Source organism: Pseudomonas sp. JH-2 (assembly GCF_036231725.1).
Taxonomy (GTDB): Bacteria; Pseudomonadota; Gammaproteobacteria; order Pseudomonadales; family Pseudomonadaceae; genus Pseudomonas; species Pseudomonas delhiensis.
Genome location: NZ_JAZAQP010000033.1, coordinates 1 through 21,079, shown reverse-complemented (window position 1 = coordinate 21,079; position 21,079 = coordinate 1). Strand labels below are relative to the sequence as shown.

General features: G+C 68.2%; 20 protein-coding genes. 16 read left to right on the top strand and 4 right to left on the bottom strand.

Annotated features, from left to right (window positions below):
- Positions 1–200 precede the first annotated feature (200 nt).
- The 10 genes from VV867_RS20940 to VV867_RS20895 all read left to right on the top strand — a co-directional run bounded on the left by VV867_RS20940 (position 201) and on the right by VV867_RS20895 (position 10,247).
- Positions 201–1,373, top strand: a complete 1,173-nt coding sequence (locus tag VV867_RS20940) for a hypothetical protein (protein ID WP_371921125.1) — start codon at positions 201–203, stop codon at positions 1,371–1,373.
- A gap of 93 nt (positions 1,374–1,466) precedes the next feature.
- Positions 1,467–2,405: a LysR substrate-binding domain-containing protein gene (locus VV867_RS20935; protein ID WP_109933239.1), complete on the top strand. Its 939-nt coding sequence runs from the start codon at positions 1,467–1,469 to the stop codon at positions 2,403–2,405.
- 213 nt (positions 2,406–2,618) lie between these two features.
- A complete protein-coding gene (gene aldA / locus VV867_RS20930) occupies positions 2,619–4,043 on the top strand; it encodes an aldehyde dehydrogenase (RefSeq protein WP_109933238.1) in 1,425 nt (474 codons plus the stop codon).
- Positions 4,044–4,130: 87 nt separating this feature from the next.
- A complete protein-coding gene (locus tag VV867_RS20925) occupies positions 4,131–5,426 on the top strand; it encodes an MFS transporter (protein ID WP_442965045.1) in 1,296 nt (431 codons plus the stop codon).
- Positions 5,423–6,640: a mandelate racemase/muconate lactonizing enzyme family protein gene (locus VV867_RS20920; protein WP_328567450.1), complete on the top strand. Its 1,218-nt coding sequence runs from the start codon at positions 5,423–5,425 to the stop codon at positions 6,638–6,640. Before VV867_RS20925 ends, VV867_RS20920 begins: the two co-directional genes overlap by 4 nt.
- 52 nt (positions 6,641–6,692) lie before the next feature.
- The gene (locus tag VV867_RS20915) at positions 6,693–8,342 is read left to right on the top strand and encodes a GMC family oxidoreductase (RefSeq protein WP_328567449.1); all 1,650 of its coding nucleotides are present in this window, start codon (positions 6,693–6,695) and stop codon (positions 8,340–8,342) included.
- Positions 8,343–8,434: 92 nt separating this feature from the next.
- Positions 8,435–9,016 carry a DJ-1/PfpI family protein gene (locus tag VV867_RS20910; protein WP_328567448.1) on the top strand — a complete coding sequence of 194 codons (582 nt, stop codon included), beginning with the start codon at positions 8,435–8,437 and terminating at the stop codon, positions 9,014–9,016.
- A 32-nt stretch (positions 9,017–9,048) separates the two neighbouring features.
- Positions 9,049–9,351, top strand: a complete 303-nt coding sequence (locus VV867_RS20905) for a ribbon-helix-helix domain-containing protein (protein ID WP_009615780.1) — start codon at positions 9,049–9,051, stop codon at positions 9,349–9,351.
- Positions 9,352–9,480: 129 nt separating this feature from the next.
- Positions 9,481–9,648, top strand: a complete 168-nt coding sequence (locus VV867_RS20900) for a YhfG family protein (RefSeq protein WP_328567447.1) — start codon at positions 9,481–9,483, stop codon at positions 9,646–9,648.
- Positions 9,649–9,650: 2 nt separating this feature from the next.
- Positions 9,651–10,247 carry a Fic/DOC family protein gene (locus VV867_RS20895; RefSeq protein ID WP_328567484.1) on the top strand — a complete coding sequence of 199 codons (597 nt, stop codon included), beginning with the start codon at positions 9,651–9,653 and terminating at the stop codon, positions 10,245–10,247.
- Between the two features lie 205 nt (positions 10,248–10,452).
- Here VV867_RS20895 and VV867_RS20890 read toward each other — a convergent pair whose 3' ends face one another.
- A complete protein-coding gene (locus tag VV867_RS20890) occupies positions 10,453–11,976 on the bottom strand; it encodes a fumarate hydratase (RefSeq protein WP_109933232.1) in 1,524 nt (507 codons plus the stop codon).
- A gap of 254 nt (positions 11,977–12,230) precedes the next feature.
- On the opposite strand from VV867_RS20890, the gene VV867_RS20885 reads away from it, so the two are divergent.
- Genes VV867_RS20885 through VV867_RS20875 form a run of 3 tightly spaced genes read left to right on the top strand, consistent with a single transcriptional unit; the run spans position 12,231 to position 15,105 of the window.
- Positions 12,231–13,358: a GGDEF domain-containing protein gene (locus VV867_RS20885; protein WP_328567446.1), complete on the top strand. Its 1,128-nt coding sequence runs from the start codon at positions 12,231–12,233 to the stop codon at positions 13,356–13,358.
- Positions 13,351–14,283, top strand: coding sequence for an iron-sulfur-binding ferredoxin reductase (locus VV867_RS20880; protein ID WP_328567445.1), 933 nt, complete (start codon positions 13,351–13,353; stop codon positions 14,281–14,283). Before VV867_RS20885 ends, VV867_RS20880 begins: the two co-directional genes overlap by 8 nt.
- Positions 14,284–14,331: 48 nt before the next feature.
- A complete protein-coding gene (locus VV867_RS20875) occupies positions 14,332–15,105 on the top strand; it encodes an enoyl-CoA hydratase-related protein (RefSeq protein WP_328567444.1) in 774 nt (257 codons plus the stop codon).
- Between the two features lie 831 nt (positions 15,106–15,936).
- Here the strand turns inward: VV867_RS20875 and pyk are convergent.
- The 3 genes from pyk to VV867_RS20860 all read right to left on the bottom strand — a co-directional run bounded on the left by pyk (position 15,937) and on the right by VV867_RS20860 (position 19,254).
- Entirely contained in the window at positions 15,937–17,388 is a 1,452-nt protein-coding gene (gene pyk, locus VV867_RS20870) for a pyruvate kinase (protein ID WP_109933228.1), read from the bottom strand.
- Between the two features lie 65 nt (positions 17,389–17,453).
- On the bottom strand, positions 17,454–18,383 hold the full coding sequence (locus VV867_RS20865) for a universal stress protein (protein ID WP_328567443.1): 930 nt from the start codon (positions 18,381–18,383) through the stop codon (positions 17,454–17,456).
- 64 nt (positions 18,384–18,447) lie between these two features.
- Positions 18,448–19,254 carry a tetratricopeptide repeat protein gene (locus tag VV867_RS20860; protein WP_275628655.1) on the bottom strand — a complete coding sequence of 269 codons (807 nt, stop codon included), beginning with the start codon at positions 19,252–19,254 and terminating at the stop codon, positions 18,448–18,450.
- A 101-nt stretch (positions 19,255–19,355) separates the two neighbouring features.
- Here VV867_RS20860 and VV867_RS20855 point away from each other — a divergent pair, with 101 nt between their 5' ends.
- The 3 genes from VV867_RS20855 to VV867_RS20845 all read left to right on the top strand — a co-directional run bounded on the left by VV867_RS20855 (position 19,356) and on the right by VV867_RS20845 (position 20,648).
- A complete protein-coding gene (locus tag VV867_RS20855) occupies positions 19,356–19,727 on the top strand; it encodes a hypothetical protein (protein WP_328567442.1) in 372 nt (123 codons plus the stop codon).
- A gap of 76 nt (positions 19,728–19,803) precedes the next feature.
- Complete coding sequence (locus VV867_RS20850; protein ID WP_109933224.1) at positions 19,804–20,229, top strand: DUF4124 domain-containing protein; 426 nt, start codon at positions 19,804–19,806, stop codon at positions 20,227–20,229.
- Positions 20,230–20,288: 59 nt separating this feature from the next.
- Positions 20,289–20,648 (top strand): PilZ domain-containing protein, encoded by a 360-nt coding sequence (locus VV867_RS20845; RefSeq protein WP_328567441.1) that lies wholly within the window; start codon positions 20,289–20,291, stop codon positions 20,646–20,648.
- Positions 20,649–21,079: the final 431 nt, after the last annotated feature.

Genomic DNA, 21,079 nt, shown 5'->3' with positions numbered 1-21,079 from the left:
TTGTCATCGTGCGCCGATTCTAGCGCCGGGGCAGTCCTACAAACATGCGCTTTTCTCGGGTTGGGGCGGCGATTTAGTCGTTTGTGCGCGGCTCGCGCCAGCGGCTAGTTTCGGCCGCGCACAAGGTGTGGGGGGAGTGTCCGCGCCAGGTGCGCCGAATAACGACAAGAACTTCGCCGAGGCTTTCCATTGTGGCCATATTGCTCCTGCCGCGCCGCTGTGCGCACCTGCTGTTTCCCGCCCTGCTGACCTGCAGCGCCGCCGCCCTGGCGGTGCCGGTGACGGACGAACTCGACGTCGGCGGCGCCCTTCGCGCGCGCTTCGACCACGACCCGGACCGCGACATCGACAAGGCCGGCTTCGACACCCTGATGCTGCGCGCCACCTACACCTCCGACAGCTGGATAGGCGCGGCGCGCTACCGTTTCTATGGCAAGCAGTACCCCTACCAGTACACCGACCACATCGGCGATGTTGCCTTCGCCGAGTACGCCTGGGTCGGCTACCGCTTCGACGCCGAGCGCCAGGTGCAGGTCGGCCTCAACCAGGTCCCCTTCGGCCTGCAGCCATACTTCGGCAGCACCTTCTACGAGACCCTCGGCAACGTGGTGGGCCTGGAGGACGTGGCCGCGGTGGGCGCCAAGTACATCCAGCAGCAGGGCGACTGGAACCTGCAGGCGGGCCTGTACGGCCGCCCGGCCTGGCCGGGGCGCGGCACCAGCAACGGCAGCACCTACTCGACGGTGGTGACCTCCGCCGACGACTACGTGCCCGAGGGCACCCGCAACCAGGAGCGGCAGATCGTGGTGGCCCGCCTGGCGCGCTCGCTGCAGCTGGGCGAGTGGAAATCCGAGGTCGGGGTTTCCGCGCTGACCTCGCGCCTGGAGAACAAGGACACCCACGACGCCGGTCGGCGCAACGCCTACGCCCTGCACTACCTGGGACAGAACGGCCCCTGGGGCGTGCAGCTGCAGGCCGGCCGCCAGCAGATGTCGCCGCGCAACCCGGGCAGCGACGAGGTGGTCAGCTTCGGCGGCTACGACGGCACCTTCAACGTCGCCAGCCGTGGCAACCTCTACGTCGGCGACCTCAGCTACAGCTTCCCCGGCACCTTCGTCGGCGGTTGGGTGAGCGGCATGAAGGTCTACGGCAACTACAGCCGCTTCGACAAGTCGGCCAGCGGCTTCGACGCCTCCGAGCGCTTCATCCTCGGCACCTCCTTCTCGGTGCACTCCTTCTACATCGCCGTGGAGTGGCTCAACGGCCGCAACGACCCCTACATCGGCGGCAGCAGCTACACCGACAGCCTGGCCCAGGGCGGCACCGACCACTGGGAGAACCAGCTGTACGCCAACGTCGGTTATTACTTCTGAGTGAGCCTCGGCAGCGGTCCCGGTGACTCCGGGGCCGCTGCCATACTCCAATGCGCATGCCGCGTCCAACGGGGCGCGAGGGGAGGGCCAGCGATGAAGCGCAAGATCCCGGCGCTCAATGCACTCAAGGCGTTCGAGGTGGCCGGCAGCACCGGCAGCTTCACCCGCGCTGCCGAACTGCTCAACGTCACCCAGAGCGCGGTCAGCCGCCAGGTGCGCCAGCTCGAGGCGCAACTCGGCGAGCCGCTGCTGCAGCGCCGCCACCATCACCTGCAGCTGACCGATGCCGGGCGTATGCTGCTGCGCGCGCTGCAGCAGTCGTTCGACCGCATCGAGCTGACGGTGCGTGGCATCCAGCAGCGCCAGCACCTCAACCGCCTGCGCCTGAACGCCCCGCCGACCTTCGCCAGCCGCTGGCTGCTGCCGCGCCTGGGGCGCCTGCGCGAGGCCCACCCGGGGCTGGAGGTGACCCTCACCACGCACCTGCAGGACAGCCTGGCCGAGACCGGCACCCTGGATTGCGCCATCCGCTTCGGCAACGGCGAGTGGGAGGGCCTGGACAGCTCGCTGCTGATGCACGAGAAGCACATCGCCGTGTGCGCGCCGGGCCTGCTGGCGCAGCGCGAGGAGCAGGGCCTGGACCTGAACGACATGACCCTGCTGCACGTGCTGGCCCGCGACGACCAGCGCTACCTGACTTGGAGCCACTGGCTGGCGGCGGCGAAGATCCAGGGCGTCGACCTGCAGGGCGGCTACGAGTTCGACCTGCTGGACATGGCCATCCGCGCCGCCATCGACGGCCTGGGCGTGACCATGGCCGACCGCCAGATGGTGGCCCGCGAACTGGTGGCCGGGCAACTGGTGCAACTGCTCGACGTGCAGGTGGACGGCCACCAGTCCTACTGGTGGGTGAGCCGCCCCGGGCAGGAGCTACCGGAGCACGTGGAGCGCTTCCGCGACTGGCTGCTGGAGGAGGTGCGCCTGGCCGAGCGCAGCCTGGACAACGCCGCGCACATCGTCAGCCCGCGCTGAAGCGCCGCCGGGTAACATGCGAAAAATGCAGGTTACCCGGCGTTATTAATCGTTTGTCCGGCCTGCCGCGCCTGTCGAAACTTGGCCCATCCAAGAACGACAAGAGTGTTTCCCATGCCTGCCCGCACCCGCCTGCCGGCGCGGCTTCGCGCCCGCCCCGCGCTCCGCCTGTCGTTCCTCCGCCACCGCGCTGCTTGAACCACAGGAATGCCCATGCGTACTGACCAGAACTTCATCGACGGCCGTTTCCACGACTCCGGCGTGGCCGCGCGCATCGCCGTGTTCGACCCGGCCACCGAGGCCTGCATCGCCGAAGTGCCGGCGGCCACCGAGGCCGAGGTGCTGAGCGCGGTCGAAGCCGCGCAACGCGCCCAGCGCGAGTGGGCCAGGCTGCCGGCCATCGAGCGCGGCGAGTACCTGCGGCGCTTCGCCGAGGCCATCGAGCGCAACGCTGCAGGTATCGGCGCGGCGCTGGCCCGCGAGTCCGGCAAGAGCGTGCAGGACGCCACCAGCGAAGCGTTCTACGCCGCGCAGATCACCCGCTACCACGCCGAGTGGGCGCGGCGCATCGAAGGCGAGGTGATCCCCAGCGACTCGCGCGACGAGACCATCCTGCTGCAGCGCGAGCCGATCGGCGTGGTGGCCTGCCTGATCCCCTTCAACTACCCGGTCTACACCCTGCTGCGCAAGGTCGCCCCGGCGCTGATCGCCGGCAATACCGTGGTGGTGCGGCCGAGCAACAACACCCCGACCTCGGCCTTCGAGATCGCCCGCGCCGCCGCCGAGGCCGAGCTGCCGGCCGGCGTGTTCAACGTGCTGACCATGGTCCACGAGGTGGCCGCCAGCCTCTGCCAGCACCCGGCGGTGGGCATGATCACCCTGACCGGCAGCGTCGGCGCCGGGCGCACCGTGCTCGACTACTGCAAGGCCAACATCGCCAAGCCGTCCCTGGAGCTGGGCGGCAAGACCCCGGCGATCATCGAGGCCGACGCCGACCTGGAGCAGGCCGCCAGCGCCATCGCCGCGTCCAAGACCACCCACTGCGGCCAGTTGTGCACCGCCATCGAGCGCGTGTACGTGCAGGCCAGCGTGCACGACCGCTTCCTCGACCTGCTGCGCGAGAAGCTCGCCGCCGTGCGCATCGGCGACCGCGCCGAGGATGCTTCGCGCATGGGCCCGCTGGTCAACGCCCGCGCGCGCCAGGACGTCCACGCCAAGGTGCGGCGCGCCCTGGCCGAAGGCGCGCGCCTGGAATGCGGCGGCGTGCTGCCGGAAGGGCCGGGGCACTTCTACCCGGCCACCCTGCTGAGCGAGTGTCGCCAGGACATGGAGATCGTCCAGGAGGAAATCTTCGGCCCGGTGCTGCCGGTGCTGCGCTACGAGACCCTCGACGACGCCCTGGCCATGGCCAACGACCACCAGTTCGGCCTGGCCTCGGTGCTCTACAGCGAGAACTACCGCACGGCGATGAAGGTGGCCAACGCCATCGAGGCCGGCGAGCTGTACGTCAACCGTACCCCCGCCGATCCCTACCAGGGCTACCACGCCGGCTGGAAGCGCTCGGGCCTGGGCGGCGACGACGGCAAGCACGGGATGCTGGAGTTCACCCAGACCCGCCTGGTGGTCCTGAAGTACTGACGAGCCGCGCGGGGCGCCTGCCTGCGCCCCGCGTCGCCGCGCTTTTCCGACAACCCGCCGGTGCCGCCACCGGCCACGAGACGCATGATGAAAAAAACAATAAGTGCAGAGGCCATGCCCATGGCCGTTCCGTCCAGCGCCAACCTGACCCGCTACCTGCAGCTGGCCCTGCTGGTGCTCGCCGCCGGCGCCATCTACCCCATGCTCTACCTGCGTCAGGTGTACCAGAGCACCATGCTCGAGGCCCTGGCCATCAGCAACAGCGAGCTGGGCTACCTGTATTCCATCCTCGGCACCGCCTTCCTGGTCAGCTACCTGCCCAGCGGCTGGCTGGCCGACCGCATCTCGCCGCGCTTCCTGATCAGCTTCTCGCTGCTGGGTACCGGCGCGCTGGGCCTGTGGTACGCCCAGTTGCCAGGCTTCCGCACCCTGCTGGCGATCTTCTGCGGCTTCGGCATCACCACCGGGCTGACCTTCTGGGCCTCGCTGATCAAGCGGGTGAAGATGCTCGCCGGCGACGACGAGCAGGGCCGCTTCTTCGGCGTGCTCGACGGCGGCCGCGGGCTGGTGGAGGCGCTGCTGGCCACCGTGGCCATCGCGCTGTTCGCCTACGTCACCGAAACCCGTGGCGAGCGCAACGCCGAGGGCCTGCAACTGGTCATCCACTTCTACGCCGCCTGCTGCATCGCCCTCGGCGCCGCGCTGATGCTGCTGCGCGACCCCCGGGGCGCGCGTGGCGAAGCGGCCATCGAGAAGGGCAACCTGTGGCAGGACCTGCGCACCCTGGCGCGCATCCCCGAGTTGTGGCTGGTGACCGCCATCGTCTTCTGCGGCTACCACTTCTTCTGGGCCACCTACAGCTTCTCGGCCTACCTGCAGGAAGGCGGCTTCGGCCTCAGCGCCACCATGGCCGGGCTGATCACCACCATCAAGCTGTGGATGCGCCCGGTCGGCGGCATCGGCGGCGGCTGGCTGGGCGACCGCTTCTCCCGGACCGGCGTGCTGACCTGGGCCATGCTGCTCTCGGCCCTGGGCATGCTCGGCCTGGTGCTGCTGCCGAGCCTGCACGTGCTGGGCGTGCTGGTGTTCCTGGTGATCTTCATCGGCCTGATGACCTACGCCATCCGCGGCCTGTACTGGGCCATCCTCGACGACTGCCACATCCCCCTGCGGGTCACCGGCCTGGCCATCGGCATTATCTCCCTGGTCGGCTACTCGCCGGACGTCTTCCTGCCGCTGCTCAACGGCTGGATCACCGACCGCTTCCCCGGCTTCGTCGGCTACCAGATCTACTTCTCCTACGTCGTGGCGGTGGGCCTGCTGGGCGTCGTCGCCACCCTGATCCTGAAGAAACGCATCGACAAGAGAGCGCGCCAAGCATGAAAGTCGTCTCCCTGCAGACCCACGTGGTCGCCGTCCCGCCGCCGCACGTCGGCGGCATGTACTGGCTGTTCGTGACCCTCAAGACCGACTGCGGCATCGAGGGCGTCGGCGAGATCTACGCCGCCACCTTCCACCCCAGGGCCATGGTCCCGGTGATCGAGGACGTGTTCCAGCGCTACCTGCTGGACCAGGACCCGCACCACATCGAGCGCTTCTTCCGCCGCGCCTATTCCAGCGGCTTCACCCAGCGCCCGGACCTGACCATGATGGGCGTGGTCAGCGGCCTGGAAATGGCCTGCTGGGACATCATCGGCAAGGCGGCCAACAAGCCGGTGTACGAACTGCTCGGTGGCAAGGTCCACGAACGCCTGCGCTCCTACACCTACCTGTACCCGAAGAACGCCCGGGGCGAGTACGACTACTCCGACCCGGACCTGGCCGCCGAATGCGCGGTGCGGAACATGAACCTGGGCTTCACCGCGCTGAAGTTCGACCCGGCCGGGCCCTACACCGCGTTCTCCGGCCACCAGCTGTCGCTGGAAGTGCTGGAGCGCTGCGAGACCTTCTGCCGCAAGGTCCGCGAAGCGGTGGGCAACCAGTGCGACCTGCTGTTCGGCACCCACGGGCAGATGGTGCCGTCCTCGGCCATCCGCCTCGCCAGGCGCCTGGAGAAGTACGACCCGCTGTGGTTCGAGGAACCGATTCCGCCGGGCCAGGAAGAGGCCATGGGCCAGGTCGCGGCCAAGACCAGCATCCCCATCGCCACCGGCGAGCGGCTGACCACCAAGTACGAGTTCTTCCGCCTGCTGCAGGCCGGCGGCGCATCCATCCTGCAGATGAACCTGGGGCGCTGCGGCGGCCTGCTGGAAGGCAAGAAGATCGCGTCCATGGCCGAGGCCTTCTACGCGCAGATCGCCCCGCACCTGTACAACGGCCCCATCGGCGCCGCGGCCAGCTTCCAGCTGGCGGCCTGCACGCCGAACTTCCTGATCCAGGAAAGCATCGGCACCTGGGACGGTTTCCACGCGGAAATCCTCAAGAAGCCGCTGTACTGGGAAGACGGCTACATCATCCCCTCCAGCGAGCCCGGCCTGGGCGTCGAGCTGGACATGGACGTGGTGCGCCGGCATTCCCCCTACACCGGCGAGCGGCTGCACCTGCAGATGGGCCCGGATCCGGTCGATGTCAAGGACACCGCCCCGGCCAAAGGCTGACCCCGCGCCCGCGCCGGCCGGCGCGGGCCCCCTCACTTGCGGTACGAGATTCATGAAATACGACTACATCATCGTCGGCGCCGGCTCGGCCGGCTGCATCCTCGCCAGCCGCCTGAGCGAATCCGGCGAGCACAGCGTCCTGCTGCTGGAAGCCGGCGGCAAGGACGCCTCGCCCTGGTTCAAGGTCCCGGTGGGCTTCGCCAAGCTCTACTACAACCCGGCGTACAACTGGATGTACTACAGCCAGCCGCAGGCGCAACTCGCCAGCCGCCAGCTGTACGCACCGCGCGGGAAAGTGCAGGGCGGCTCCGGCTCGATCAACGCGATGATTTACGTGCGCGGCCAGGCCCACGACTTCGACGACTGGGCGGCGAACGGCAACGACGGCTGGTCGTTCAAGGACGTGCTGCCGTACTTCCGCAAGCTGGAGTCCCACCCGCTGGGCGACAGCGAGTACCACGGCGCCAGCGGGCCGATCCGCATCAGCCCGATGAAGGGCCACACCCACCCGATCTGCGATGCCTTCCTCAAGGGCTGCGGGGAGCTGGGCTACCCGCGCAGCGAGGACTTCAACGGCGAGCACTTCGAAGGCGCCGGCATCTACGACGTCAACACCCGCGATGGCCAGCGCTGCTCCAGCAGCTTCGCCTACCTGCACCCGGCGCTGGGCCGGCCGAACCTGCACATCGAGCACCACGCTCTGGCCGAGCGCATCCTGTTCGACGAGCACAAGCGCGCCATCGGCGTCAGCATCAGCCAGCACGGCGTGCAGCGCGAATTCCATGCCCGCCGCGAAGTCATCCTGGCGGCCGGCGCGGTGGATTCGCCGAAGCTGCTGCAACTCTCCGGCGTGGCCGACCGCGAACTGCTGCAGGAGCACCGCATCCCCGAGGTGCTGCACCTGCCGGCAGTGGGCAAGAACCTGCAGGATCACCTGTGCGTCAGCTACTACTACAAGGCCAGCATCAAGACCCTCAACGACGAGTTCGGCTCGCTGTTCGGCCAGCTGAAGCTGGGCCTGGAATACCTGCTGACGCGCAAGGGCCCGCTGTCGATGAGCGTCAACCAGAGCGGCGGCTTCTTCCGCAGCGACGACAGCCAGGCGCACCCGAACCTGCAACTGTACTTCAACCCGCTGTCCTACCAGATTCCCAAGAGCAACAAGGCCAGCCTCAAGCCGGAGCCGTACTCGGGCTTCCTGCTGTGCTTCAACCCGTGCCGCCCGACTAGCCGCGGCGAGGTGCGCATCGCCTCGAAGAACCCGGCCGACGCGGCGCTGATCGACCCCAACTACCTGAGCACGCAGAAGGACATCGACGAAGCCATCCAGGGTAGCCGGCTGATCCGCAGGATCATGAATGCCCCGGCGCTCAGGGCGGTGACCGTGGAGGAAGTGCTGCCAGGTGCGGCGGTGCAGTCCGACGAGGCCATGCTGCGCTATTTCCGCGAGAACTGCGGCTCCATCTACCACCTGTGCGGCAGCTGCGCGATGGGCGCCGACCCGCAGACCTCGGTGGTCGACAAGCGCCTGCGGGTGCATGGCATCGAGGGCCTGCGGGTGGTGGATGCGTCGATCTTCCCCAACGTCACCTCCGGCAACACCAACGCGGCGGTGATGATGGTGGCGGAGAAGGGCGCCGAGCTGATCCTGGAGGATGCCCGCCAGGTCCGGGCCGAAGTGGCGCAGCGCCTGGCGGTGTAGTAGCGGCCTATTACCCGCCGCGGCGGGGAGTGGCTAACCTGTCTGGCATGCCCGGCCGCCCATGGCCGGGCCCTGCCTGGAGGAATGCCGCGATGGCCGCGAAGAAAATCCTGATGCTGGTCGGCGACTACGCCGAGGACTACGAAACCATGGTGCCGTTCCAGGCGCTGCAGATGGTCGGCCACGTGGTCCACGCGGTGTGCCCGGACAAGAAGGCCGGGCAGAGCGTGCGCACCGCCATCCACGACTTCGAGGGCGACCAGACCTACAGCGAGAAGCCGGGGCACAACTTCGCCCTCAACGCCGACTTCGCCGGCGTGCGCGCCGAGGACTACGACGCCCTGCTGATCCCCGGCGGCCGCGCCCCGGAGTACCTGCGCCTCAACGCGAAGGTGATCGAGCTGGTGCAGGCCTTCGACGCCGCGAAGAAACCCATCGCCGCGGTCTGCCACGGCGCCCAGCTGCTGGCCGCCGCCGGCGTGCTGAAAGGCCGCGCCTGCAGCGCCTACCCGGCCTGCGGCCCGGAAGTGAAGCTGGCCGGCGGCGAGTACGTGGACATTCCGGTGGACGCCGCCCACGTCGACGGTAACCTGGTCAGCGCTCCGGCCTGGCCGGCGCACCCGGCGTGGCTGGCGAAGTTCCTCGAAGTGCTCGGCACGAAGATCAGCCTGTAGACTGGCATTCGCATCGACAAAGGAGGCGGAGCATGTGCGAGCTCTACGTGAAGGCCGACCCCATCCTCTACGAGTCCCGCTCGCGCTCCCTGCGCATTCGCGGCGTGGTCACCACCCTGCGCCTGGAGAACCAGTTCTGGGACATCCTGCGGGAGATCGCCGAGGTCGACGGCATGACCACCAACCAGCTCATCGCCAAGCTCTACGACGAGGTGATGGACTACCGCGGCGAGGTGGTCAACTTCGCCTCCTTCCTGCGCGTGAGCTGCACCCGCTACCTGGCCCAGCGCCGCGACAACATCGTGGAGCTGAGCCGGGTGCCGCGCAGCGCCTGAGCCCCGACCCTGTAGGAGCGGGCCCTGCCCGCGATTTCGCGCGCAGGGCGCGCTCCTACATGGGAATGCCGCAGGTGGGGCCAGCTCACGTATAATGGAATTTCAGCCCCTGAAGCGAGGCATCGACTGGTGAAACCCCCCAGCCTGGAAGCCAAGAAAGCCTACTGCGCCAAGACCCGTCGTTCCAACTACGCGGCCAGCCTGCGTCTGGAAGGCTACGAAGTTACTGAGAGCGACGCCGCCCGCGAATTGCCCAGCCGCGAAGCGGTCCTGCGCGCGTACCGCAAGCAGGCCTGAGCCTGGACAAGTACGGCGCCGGCCAGGACCCGTACTGCTATCCGGGTACGAGCGTCCTGCGCAATCACCTCGATCTTCACAGCGATGACCTGCTGTCCCGCGCCGAGCGCGACCTTTCCGAAATCGCCGCCAGCCATCTCGACTTCGAACCGCCGCCTTACGACTTGGCGTACCTGAAACGCATCCACCATGCCCTGTTCCAGGACCTCTACGACTGGGCCGGGCAGATTCGCAGCGTGGATATCTCCAAGCGCGACACCCATTTCTGCAACGTCAATCGCATCGAGCCGGAAGCCGACAAGATTTTCCGCACCATGGCGCGAGCCAACTGGTTCGAGGGCTACGAGCGTGAGCGACTGATAGTGGCCGTGGCCGAGCATTACGGCGACCTCAACATGATCCACTCGTTTCGCGAGGGCAATGGCCGGGCCCAGCGCATTCTGTTCGAGCACCTGATCGTCAACGTCGGATTCGAGGTCAACTGGTGGGCGGTGGAAGAGAACGAGTGGATCGGCGGCAACATAGACGCAGTGCTCTGTGATTACAGAGCGCTGGAACGCATCTTCGCGCACTGCATCGGCCAACCCATCGGATCGTAGGGCGGATAACCGTTCGCGGTTATCCGCCGGTGGCGTTGGCGTCGAGGCCTGTAGGAGCGAGGGAGCCGCCTGGTTCTTGTTCGCGAACGAACTCCGCGGCGGGACATCAGGTTCGCGAGCAAGCTCGCTCCTACGAAGATCTGTCGCGCGGGCATGAAAAAGCCCGGCACATGGCCGGGCTTTTTCCTGGCGCTGAAGGGAAGGCTTACTTCACTTCCACCGCCAGGCTGTGGGCGATCTTGTCTTTCCAGATCGCAGGGCCGGTGATGTGCACCGACTCGCCGTTGGTGTCGACCGCCACGGTCACCGGCATGTCCTTCACGTCGAACTCGTAGATGGCTTCCATCCCCAGTTCGGCGAAGGCCAGGACCCTGGACTTCTTGATCGCCTGGGCCACCAGGTAGGCGGCGCCGCCGACGGCCATCAGGTACACGGCCTTGTTGTCCTTGATCGCCTCGATGGCGATGGGGCCGCGCTCGGACTTGCCGATCATGCCCAGCAGGCCTGTGCTCTCCAGGATCTGGCGGGTGAACTTGTCCATGCGGGTGGCGGTGGTCGGGCCGGCCGGGCCGACCACTTCGTCGCCTACCGGGTCGACCGGGCCGACGTAGTAGATGAAGCGGCCTTTCAGGTCCACCGGCAGTTCTTCGCCCTTGTTCAGCATGTCGACCATGCGCTTGTGCGCGGCGTCGCGGCCGGTGAGCATCTTGCCGTTGAGCAGCAGGGTCTCGCCCGGCTTCCAGCTCTGCACTTCTTCCGGGGTGATCTTGTCCAGGTCGACGCGGCGCGCGGAGGGGCCGGCTTCCCAGACGATTTCCGGGTAGGCGTCCAGCGGCGGGGCTTCCAGTTCGGCAGGTCCCGAGCCGTCGAGCACGAAGTGGGCGTGGCGGGTGGCGGCGCAGTTGGGGATCATGCACACCGGCAGCGAGGCGGCGTGGGTCGGGTAGTCCATGATCTTCACGTCGAGCACGGTGGTCAGGCCGCCCAGGCCCTGGGCGCCGATGCCCAGCTGGTTGACCTTGTCGAACAGCTCCAGGCGCAGTTCCTCGATGCGGTTCTGCGCACCGCGGGCCTTCAGCTCGTGGATGTCGATCGGGTCCATCAGGACTTCCTTCGCCATCACCGCGGCTTTCTCGGCGGTACCGCCGATGCCGATGCCGAGCATGCCCGGCGGGCACCAGCCGGCGCCCATGGTCGGGACGGTCTTGAGCACCCAGTCGACGATGGAGTCGGACGGGTTGAGCATGGCCATCTTCGACTTGTTCTCGGAGCCGCCGCCCTTGGCCGCGACGTCGACCTCGACGGTGTTGCCGGGGACGATGGAGTAGTGGATCACCGCCGGGGTGTTGTCCTTGGTGTTCTTACGCGCACCCGCCGGGTCGGCCAGGATGGAGGCGCGCAGGACGTTCTCCGGCAGGTTGTAGGCGCGGCGCACGCCTTCGTTGATCATGTCGTCGACGCTCATGGTGGCGCCTTCCCAGCTCACGTCCATGCCGACGCGGACGAACACGGTGACGATGCCGGTGTCCTGGCAGATCGGACGGTGGCCGGTGGCGCACATGCGCGAGTTGATGAGGATCTGCGCCATGGAATCGCGGGCGGCCGGCGATTCTTCGCGCAGGTACGCCTCGTGCATGGCCTGGATGAAATCGACCGGGTGGTAGTAGGAGATGAACTGCAGGGCATCGGCGACGCTCTGGATGAGGTCGTCTTGCTTGATCACGGCCATGGAGCACGGTCCTCTTCAGGCGGGAATGTCAGGCGGGTATTTCAGGCGGCTAAGCCACGTACACCGAACGCGTCCGGTCAGGCACCGGCGCAAAAAGGGCGCCGTAGTATAGCGCCGTGCCAGGGCCGGGCGCACGCGCCGGCGATCCGACCTTGGTCGGCAGGGGCGGCAAGCGCCCACTTTCCGGTCGGCTAGGCATGCTGTGGCTTTGATAGTAGAGTGAGGGCCAAGTGCCATTACGGGATGGAGCCCCCATGAGCACACCGAGTTCCCCGCTGAAGCAGCGCGCCCTCCAAAAGCTCTTGATCAGGCGGTTCGGCATGGCCCTCGGCACCTACGCGATGGCCCTGCTGCTGCTCTGGCTGACCGTGATCGGCGACTTCTACCATGGCTCCCTGGCGTTGGCGGTTTCCGCCAGCCTGTGCGCCGTGGCCAGCCAGGCGGTGTTCCTCTGGCTGTTCGTCAGCGGCCGCAACCAGCGCTTCGTCGACGCCAGCCTGACCGAGCCGCAGGTGCTGGTGGCGCTGGTCTGGACCACCTTCTTCCTGGCCCACGTCGACAGCGTGCGCGGCACCCTGATGGTGCTCTACGTGCTGATCCTGCTGTTCGGCGTGTTCCAGCTGCAGCCGCGGGTGTTCGCCCGCTGCGCGGGGCTGGCCTTCATCGCCTTCGCCGGCCTCAACCTCTGGGAGGCCTTCCGCCAGCGCCTGGAGCTGCCCGGGCAGGCCGTGCTGCAGTTGCTGGTGCTGTTCAGCGTGCTGGTCTGGCTGACGCTGTTCGCCGGCTACGTGCAGGCCCTGCGCCAGCGCATGCGCCAGCGCCGCTACGCGCTGCAGGCGCACCAGGACACCCTGCGCGGGATGATGCGCCAGCTGGAAGACCTGGTGGCTACCGACGAACTCACCGGGCTGTTCAACCGCCGCCACTTCCTGCGCCTGGCCGGGCGTGCCCTGGACGACATGCAGGCGGACCAGCGCCACGGCCTGGCGCTGATCGACCTCGACCACTTCAAGCGCATCAACGACATCCACGGCCACTCCGCCGGCGACCGCGTGCTGCAGACCTTCGCCGCGGTGGCGCGGGCCTGCCTGCGCCAGGGCGATGTGCTGGCGCGCTACGGCGGCGAGGAGTTCGTGCTGCTGCTGCCCGACGCCGACAGCGACCGCCTCGCCGCCTGCTGCGAACGCCTGCGCCTGGCCTATGCGGCGGCCGAGCCGATGGGCGTGGAAGTGCCGGTGCTGAGCCTTTCCGCCGGCATGACCCTGCTGCAATACGGCGACGACCTCGACGAGGCCTTGCAGCGGGCCGACCAGGCGCTCTACCGTGCCAAACGCAGCGGACGCAATCGCTGCGAGGCGGCATGGGAGGAGAGCGATGCCTGAACTGCGTGCCGGCGGCCGGCACTGGGAAGTGGCCGCCGGGAGCAACCTGCTGGACGCCCTGCGCGCCGAGGGGATCGCCATTCCCTACAGCTGCCGCGCGGGCAGTTGCCATGCCTGCCTGGTGCGCTGCAGCGGCGGCGAGCTGCTCGACGAGCGCCCCGAGGCGCTGGACGCCGCGCGCCGCGCCGAGGGCTGGCGCCTGGCCTGCCAGTGCCGGGTGGTGGCGGATTGCGCCATCGAGGTCTTCGACCCCGAGCGCGACGGCCTGCCGGCGACGGTCGCCGAGCTGCACTGGCCGGCGGCGGACGTCCTGCGCCTGCGCCTGCAACCCCAGCGGCCCCTGCGCTACCGTGCCGGCCAGCACCTGGTGCTGTGGCTGGGCGAGGTGGCGCGGCCCTATTCCCTGGCCAGCCTGCCGGACGAGCCCTGGCTGGAGTTCCACATCGCCTGCCAGGCCCCCGGTGCCTTCTGCGACGCGGCGCGCAACCTGCGGGTGGGCGACGAACTGCGCCTGGGCGAGCTGCGCGGTGGCGCGCTGCACTACGACCCCGAATGGCAGGAGCGCCCCCTGCTGCTGCTGGCCAGCGGCACCGGCCTGGCGCCGCTGTGGGGCATCCTGCGCCAGGCCCTGGCGGCGGACCACCAGGGGCCGATCCGCCTGCTGCACCTGGCGCGCACGCCGGCCGAGCACTACCTGGCGGCGGAGCTGGCGGCCCTGGCCGCGGCCCATCCCGACCTGCAGGCGAGCCTGGCGCTGCCGGCCGATCTGGACGCGCATCTGGCGCAATTCCGCCTTGTCTCGCGGCGAAGCATCGCCTTACTCTGCGGCCAGCCCGCCAGCGTCGAGCGCTTCGCCCGCCACCTGTACCTGGCCGGGCTGCCGCGCGGCCAGACCCTGGCCGACCTGTTCCTCTCCCACGCCTGAGCCGGGCCCGCGAACCCGGCCGCCACAGCCTGCTGCCAAGGAGTTGCCATGAGCCAACAGATTCTCGTCGAGCGCGAACAGGGCCTGCTGACCCTGCGCCTGAACCGCGCGGACAAGATGAACGCGCTGACCCGGGAGATGTACGCCGCCCTGGCCGACGCCCTGGAGGCCGCCGAGCACGACCGCAGCGTGCGCGTGGTGCTGATCGCCGGCAACGCCGAGTGCTTCACCGCCGGCAACGACATCCACGATTTCCTCCAGTACCCGCCCAGCGGCCAGGACAGCCCGGTGTTCCGCTTCATGCGCGCGCTCATGGAGTTCAGCAAGCCGGTGCTGGCGGCGGTGGCCGGCCCGGCGGTGGGCATCGGCACCACCCTGCTGCTGCACTGCGACCAGGTCTTCGTCGCCCGCGGCGCCAAGCTGAAGATGCCTTTCGTCAACCTCGGCCTGTGCCCTGAATTCGGCTCCAGCTTCCTGGTGCCGCGCCTGCTCGGCCACGTCCGCGCCGCCAGCCTGCTGATGCGCGGCGACGGCTTCAGCGGCGAGCAGGCGGTGGCCTACGGCATCGCCAACGAGGCCCTGGCCGACGGCGCCGCCGCCATCGAACGCGCCCGCGAGGCGGCTCGGGCCCTGCAGGCCCTGCCGCCGGCGGCCCTGGCGCTGAGCAAGCGCCTGCTCAAGGCGCCATACATCGAGGAGCTGCGCAAGGTAGTGGCCCAGGAGGGCGAGCTGTTCGTCCAGCGCCTGAGCTCGCCGGAAGCCCTCGAGGCGCTGGGCGCCTTCACCCAGCGCCGCCAGCCGGACTTCTCGCGCTTCGCCTGAGCTGGCCAGCTGCCCACAGAAACTGTGGGCAGAGCTGTGCATAACCTTGGGGCCAACTGCCCGGGCGCCCGCTGCGCCTGGGTTGCGCGGCGTTGTGCGGTATTTGATCCATCGCCCGTTGCGCCGTCCTCCCGGTTCGTCGCAAGTGCCTGATTTCGTGGGATTGTCCGACAGCCGGGCAGCAGGCCGGGCTGTGCGATCAGCGCACGGCGCTTGCCCACAGTAACTGTGGGAAGGGCTGTGGATAAGCTTGGGGCGGAAGCGTTGGAGGCGCGTGGTTGCTGGGTTGCGCGGAGCTGTCCGGGTTTTGACCAGCGTGTGGGAGCCGTTGTCTTATAGGCTGCGCCGAGGTGCTCTTCGTAGGAACGAGCTTGCTCGCGAAAGCGAAGCCTGTTCGCGAGCAAGCTCGCTCCTACGAAAAGCCGTGCCCCCTGCAACGTAGGAAGCGGACGGTCTTGCCGACTGCGCCGAGGTGCTTTCGTAGGATGGGTTGAGTTTTTGCGAAACCCATGCGGTCATGGCGGTGGAGGCGTGTGCCGGTTGGTCTTGGCGTGTGGCTTGGCCGCTGCCCTCTCCCTAACCCTCTCCCTGAAGGGAGAGGGGACCGTTGGGCAGACGCTGGTGCTCCTGAGCCAGCCGGCGACGCCGAAGGTTTCCGGCTGAAACCATTCCTTCTCTCGGCACGGACAAGCCCCCTCTCCCTTCAGGGCGGGGCGCGCAGCCGAGGGCTGGGGAGAGGGAGCGGAGTTGGGCGAAAGTAATGAACTACAGGTGACTTCCCCCAAAAACAAAGGCCGCCCAAAGGGCGGCCTCCGTCACTCACCATCCCACTCAGACCAACAGGTCCCCCACATGCAGCACCTTCATGGTGTTGGTGCCGCCCTGGGTGGTGTAGCTGTCGCCCTTGGTCAGGATCACCCAGTCGCCCTTGGTCACCACGCCGCGTTGCAGCAGCGCGTCCACGGCTTCCTGGCTGACGCGCTCCGGCGGCAGCGCGGCGGGGTCGAAGGGGATGGTCTCGACGCCGCGGAACAGCGCCACGCGGGCCTGGGTCTCGCGGTGCGGGGAGTAGGCGAAGATCGGCACCGAGGAGCGGATGCGCGACATGATCAGCGGGGTGTAGCCGCTCTCGGTGAGGCAGATGATCGCCTTGATGCCCGGGAAGTGGTTGGCGGTGTACATGGCCGCCAGGGCGATGCTCTCGTCGCAGCGCTCGAAGGTCTGGCCCAGGCGGTGGCTGGATTTCTTGGTGGTCGGGTGCTTTTCCGCGCCCTGGCAGATGCGCGCCATGGCCTGGACCGCTTCCACCGGGTATTCGCCGGCGGCGCTCTCGGCCGAGAGCATCACGGCGTCGGTGTAGTCGAGCACGGCGTTGGCCACGTCCGAGACTTCCGCGCGGGTCGGCATGGGGTTGTGGATCATCGACTCCATCATCTGCGTCGCGGTGATCACCGCCTTGTTGTAGCGGCGGGCGTGCAGGATGATCTTCTTCTGGATGCCCACCAGCTCGGCGTCGCCGATTTCCACGCCGAGGTCACCGCGGGCCACCATGACCGCGTCGCTGGCGCGGATCAGGCCGTCCAGCGCCTCGTCGTCGGCCACCGCCTCGGCGCGTTCGATCTTGGCCACCAGCCAGGCCTTGCCGCCGGCCTCGAGGAGCAGGCTGCGGGCGTATTCCATGTCCTTGGCGTCACGCGGGAAGGACACGGCGACGTAGTCCAGGTCCATGCTCGCGGCCAGCTTGATGTCGGCCTTGTCCTTCTCGGTCAGGGCCGGCGCGGTCAGGCCGCCGCCGCGGCGGTTGATGCCCTTGTGGTCGGACAGCGGGCCGCCGATCAGCACTTCGCAGACCAGCTCGTCGGCCTTCACCTGCTTCACCACCATGACCACGCGGCCGTCGTCCAGCAGCAGCTCGTCGCCCACGCCGCAGTCCTTGACCAGGTCCGGGTAGTCGATGCCCACGACTTCCTGGGTGCCGGCGTCGCGCGGGTGGCTGGTGGAGAAGCGGAAGCTGTCGCCCACGGCCAGTTCGATGCGCTTGTTGGCGAACTTGGCGATGCGGATCTTCGGCCCCTGCAGGTCGCCGAGCAGGGCGACGAAGCGGCCATGCTTGGCGGCCAGGTCGCGCACCAGCTGGGCGCGGGCACGGTGCTCGTCGGGGGTGCCGTGGGAGAAGTTCAGGCGGGCGACGTCGATCCCGGCGAGGATCAGCTGCTCGAGGACTTCGGGGGACTGGCTGGCTGGGCCGAGGGTGGCGACTATCTTGGTGCGGCGGACGGACATGCGGGACTCCTTGGAAGACGAGCGTGCGGGCCGGCGGCGTGAGCCGGGCCGGCCCGGCGGCCATCTTACCCCTTTTCCGATGACGGTTCGCGTGCCGGCTTGAGCACCAGCAGGTCGCACTCGATTTCTTCCAGCACGCGCTCTGCGGTGTGGCCGATCAATGCGCTTTCCAGCTGGCTACGGGCCACCGCGCCCATCAGCAGCAGGTCGATGCCCTGGTTGCGGACGAACTCGGGGATCACCTCCTCAGGGAAGCCCTGCAGCAGGTGGGTGTCGCCGGCGGCCATGGCCGGGTGGGCGGCCATCAGCCTGTGCAGGGCCTGACGGTGGTGCGCCTCGGTGGCCTTCAGGTGCTCGTCGTAGCTGCCCAGCAGCTGGGCGTCGAAGGCCAGAGTCTGCGGCAGCGCCACGTAGGCGTGCAGGTAGCTGGCGTGCAGGCTCAGGCGGCGGTTCAGCTCCAGCGCCGTGGCGATCAGCCGGCGGTCCAGCGCCGCCGGCTTGTCGCCCTCGTGCAGCGGGTCGAGGGCGGCGCACAGCTTGCGCCCTTCCCAGGCGCCGTGGTGGACCAGCCACAGCGGCGCCTCGCAGTGGCGGATCAGCTGCCAGTCGGTGTTGGTCAGGAACAGGCGCTTGAGCAGGCCGTGGCGGCTGCTGGACTTGAGCACCAGGTCGGGTTGGTGCTCGGCCACGGCGGCGAGTATCTCGCGGTACAACGGCTTGCCCCAGCGGGTGTGGCAGCGCGCGTCGATGCCGGCCTGGCGCAGCGGTGCGGCCAGCTTGTCGAGCCAGTCCAGGCGCTCGGTCTGCTGCAGGATGCGCACCCGCTCCAGCTCGTGCTGCGGGATCAGCAGGCCGTTGTCCAGCGCCGGGTTGTAGTCGCACACCAGCAGGGTCACGCTGGCGCCGCTGCGCTCGGCGATCCACTGGGCACGGGTGAGGGCGGGCTGGTCGTCGCGGGTGGGGTCGATGACCACCAGCAGGTGCTGCAGTTTCATGGTCGGCTCCTCGCTTGGCTGCTGCCATTGCAGTGCAAGCGTAGCCGGCCCGGCTTGACCTGCGTCAGTCGCCGCCCTGGTTCAGCGCCTGGTCCAGGTGGCGCGCGGCCTTGTTCGCCAGCTCGCCGTCGGGGTAGTCCACCAGCAGGTGGCGCAGGTAGCCGATGGCCTTGCTGCGGCTGGGGTGCGGGTTGTCGGGGGCCATGTACATCAGGCCCAGCTGGTACAGCGCCTTCTGCTTGATGTCGGCGGGGATGGCCGGGTCGTTGACCGCCAGCAGGTACAGCTGCTCGGCCTCGGCGACGCGGTCCTTGAGCACGGCGCGGCGCGACAGCAGGGTCATGTCCGGGTCCAGGCTGGTCTTGTTCAGGTCCAGGTTCTGCTGCGGCTTCCAGGTGGCCAGCAGCTCGCGGGCGTTCTTCTGCACCGGCTCCCTGGCGCGCTGGCGGATCATCAGGATGCGCGCGTCGGCATGGCTGGCCGCGGCGGTGCCGGGGAACTCGCGGTCGATGCGCTGGAAGTAGTCCAGGGCCTTGGCGTCGTCGCGCTGGTCGTTGTAGCGGCTCATGTAGATCAGGCCGATCTGGTACAGGGCGATGGCGCGCACGTCGGGGCTGTAGCGGGTATTGTCGTAGCCGGTGAGGTAGAGCTTCTCGGCCTCGGCGCTCTTGCCGTCGCGGATGGCCTGGGCGCTGTAGGTGAGCAGGTCGCCTTCCTCTTCCACCGCGGCGGTCATGCGGTCGCTCTTGAGCTTCTTGTACTCGGCGACTTCGCCGGTGGTGACCTGGGCGACGAACAGCGGCGTGGTCGGCGAGCAGGCCGCCAGCAGGCCCAACAGGGCGACCAGGGGCAGGGCGGGGTGCAAGCGCATGGCATCTCCTTGGCGCCGGGGCGGGTTCCCTGCGCAGTCTAGTGATGCCCTTCAGCGCGGCCAAGGCGCGCCGATACAGTTCCCAACGGAGGATATGCCCCATGCGAATACTGTGCGTCCTGGCCCTGGCGGCGAGTGTTACCGGCTGCAACAGCTGGTCGACCAACAAGAACCTGGACAGCGCCTACCGCGCCTACGATCGCGGCGACTGCGAGCAGGTGATGCTCGACCTGTCGCGCACCGAGCGCAAGAGCCGCGCGCGGCCCTGGCTGCAGCCGGAGATCTCGATGCTCCGTGGCCTGTGCCTGGAGCGCCAGAAGTACTACGTCGACGCCGCGCAGACCTACGACTTCATCATCGCCCGCTACCCGGCCAGCGAGTACGCCTACCGCGCCAAGGCGCGCCTGGAGACCCTGCGCCTCAACGGGCGGCTTGGCAGCGGGGCGGCACAACCGTTGCCGGCGCGTCCGTGACCGTCGGTCGTTGCCGGCTTGAGCGGGATGGGCCGCTCGCTAAGCTCAGTTAGCTGGCTTCAAGGAGGAGGTTGCGATGCGTTCGTTGCTGTGCCTGTGTATGGCCCTGGCTCCCTTGCTGGCAGCGGCCGACATCTATCGCTGGACCGATGCCCAGGGCAAGGTGCATTTCAGCGAAACCCCGCCGCCGGGGGCGCAGCGCGTCGAGGTCAGGCCGCAGGTGGTCGAGCGCGATGCCGCCACGCGCGAGCGCGAGGAGCGTACCCGCCAGTTCTACCAGGCGCGCAGCGAGGAACAGGCCGCTGCGCGCAGCCGCGCCGCCGAGCAGCAGGCCAAGGCGGGCGCCGAGTGCGACCGCCTGCGCGACCAGTTGGCGACATTGCAGCGCGGAGGTCGCTACTACTCCACAGATACCCGGGGCGAACGCCTCTACTATAGCGACGAGCAGATCGATGCCGCTCGTCGCTCGCTGGCCGCGCGGGTAGCCGAAGGCTGCCGTTAGTGCTGGCCGTGGCGGGGTTGCATCGTCATACTGGGTAAAAATCATAGCGAATAGCCATTATGCGTCATCAACGACACATAGAGCGCCATCAGCTGCCGTACTACCTGAAGGTGTTCAATAGCATCACCGACAAGCCCATGGGCTACCTGGGCAACGTATCGCTGGACGGCATGCTGCTGATCAGCCAGCTGCCGATGCTGGTGGGCGGGCGATTCGACATGCGCCTGAAGATCCCCGGGCAGGACGGCAAGGTCCAGCACATCGACTTCAGCGGCACCTGCCAGTGGTGCCGCGAAGACGTCACGCCGGGCAGCTTCGATTCCGGCTTCAGCCTGGTGGCGCCGCCGCCGGAGTATGCCGAGCTGGTCGAAGCGCTGCGCCGTTATTTCAGTTTTCGCCGCCAGGTGGAGTCGGTCTGAGCCGCGGGATGCGCTGAACCGACCTGGGCGGTAGTTGAAGGAAAGGGAAACATCGGCGGTACGCGAATGATACGTGTAGGAGCGGGCCCTGCCCGCGATTCGCGCGCAGGGCGCGCTCCTACATGGGCGTGGCTTGTGGGGCGACCCGTAGGAGCGGATCTCATCCGCGAATCGCGCCGATACGCCAGGCTATCGCGGACAAGGTCCTACATCGATGCTTCCCTGGAACCGTAGGAGCAACTGTCTATTGGGTTTGGGTGTAGCGCGCCGCTCCGAGTGCGTTGATGTCTCTCGTTTCGCCCCCTCGGGCGAGTCACTTTTGTCAATCGGTGGAAGGCCACCCCCGCAAAAAGTAACCAAAAAGGCTTGCCCCGACATACGGGCCCGATGGAGCCGGGCTACCCTCGCGAATTCCCCCGCCACGGAGGCCC

Bases quoted from the DNA above. Each gene is read 5' to 3' on its own strand.
- VV867_RS20885 (WP_328567446.1), top strand. From the start codon at position 12,231: ATGAGCACACCGAGTTCCCCGCTGAAGCAGCGCGCCCTCCAAAAGCTC.
- VV867_RS20920 (WP_328567450.1), top strand. From the start codon at position 5,423: ATGAAAGTCGTCTCCCTGCAGACCCACGTGGTCGCCGTCCCGCCGCCG.
- VV867_RS20880 (WP_328567445.1), top strand. From the start codon at position 13,351: ATGCCTGAACTGCGTGCCGGCGGCCGGCACTGGGAAGTGGCCGCCGGG.
- VV867_RS20860 (WP_275628655.1), bottom strand. From the start codon at position 19,254: ATGCGCTTGCACCCCGCCCTGCCCCTGGTCGCCCTGTTGGGCCTGCTG.
- VV867_RS20865 (WP_328567443.1), bottom strand. From the start codon at position 18,383: ATGAAACTGCAGCACCTGCTGGTGGTCATCGACCCCACCCGCGACGAC.
- VV867_RS20875 (WP_328567444.1), top strand. From the start codon at position 14,332: ATGAGCCAACAGATTCTCGTCGAGCGCGAACAGGGCCTGCTGACCCTG.
- VV867_RS20915 (WP_328567449.1), top strand. From the start codon at position 6,693: ATGAAATACGACTACATCATCGTCGGCGCCGGCTCGGCCGGCTGCATC.
- VV867_RS20925 (WP_442965045.1), top strand. From the start codon at position 4,131: ATGAAAAAAACAATAAGTGCAGAGGCCATGCCCATGGCCGTTCCGTCC.
- VV867_RS20845 (WP_328567441.1), top strand. From the start codon at position 20,289: ATGCGTCATCAACGACACATAGAGCGCCATCAGCTGCCGTACTACCTG.
- VV867_RS20850 (WP_109933224.1), top strand. From the start codon at position 19,804: ATGCGTTCGTTGCTGTGCCTGTGTATGGCCCTGGCTCCCTTGCTGGCA.
- pyk (WP_109933228.1), bottom strand. From the start codon at position 17,388: ATGTCCGTCCGCCGCACCAAGATAGTCGCCACCCTCGGCCCAGCCAGC.
- VV867_RS20855 (WP_328567442.1), top strand. From the start codon at position 19,356: ATGCGAATACTGTGCGTCCTGGCCCTGGCGGCGAGTGTTACCGGCTGC.
- VV867_RS20905 (WP_009615780.1), top strand. From the start codon at position 9,049: ATGTGCGAGCTCTACGTGAAGGCCGACCCCATCCTCTACGAGTCCCGC.
- aldA (WP_109933238.1), top strand. From the start codon at position 2,619: ATGCGTACTGACCAGAACTTCATCGACGGCCGTTTCCACGACTCCGGC.
- VV867_RS20890 (WP_109933232.1), bottom strand. From the start codon at position 11,976: ATGGCCGTGATCAAGCAAGACGACCTCATCCAGAGCGTCGCCGATGCC.
- VV867_RS20935 (WP_109933239.1), top strand. From the start codon at position 1,467: ATGAAGCGCAAGATCCCGGCGCTCAATGCACTCAAGGCGTTCGAGGTG.
- VV867_RS20910 (WP_328567448.1), top strand. From the start codon at position 8,435: ATGGCCGCGAAGAAAATCCTGATGCTGGTCGGCGACTACGCCGAGGAC.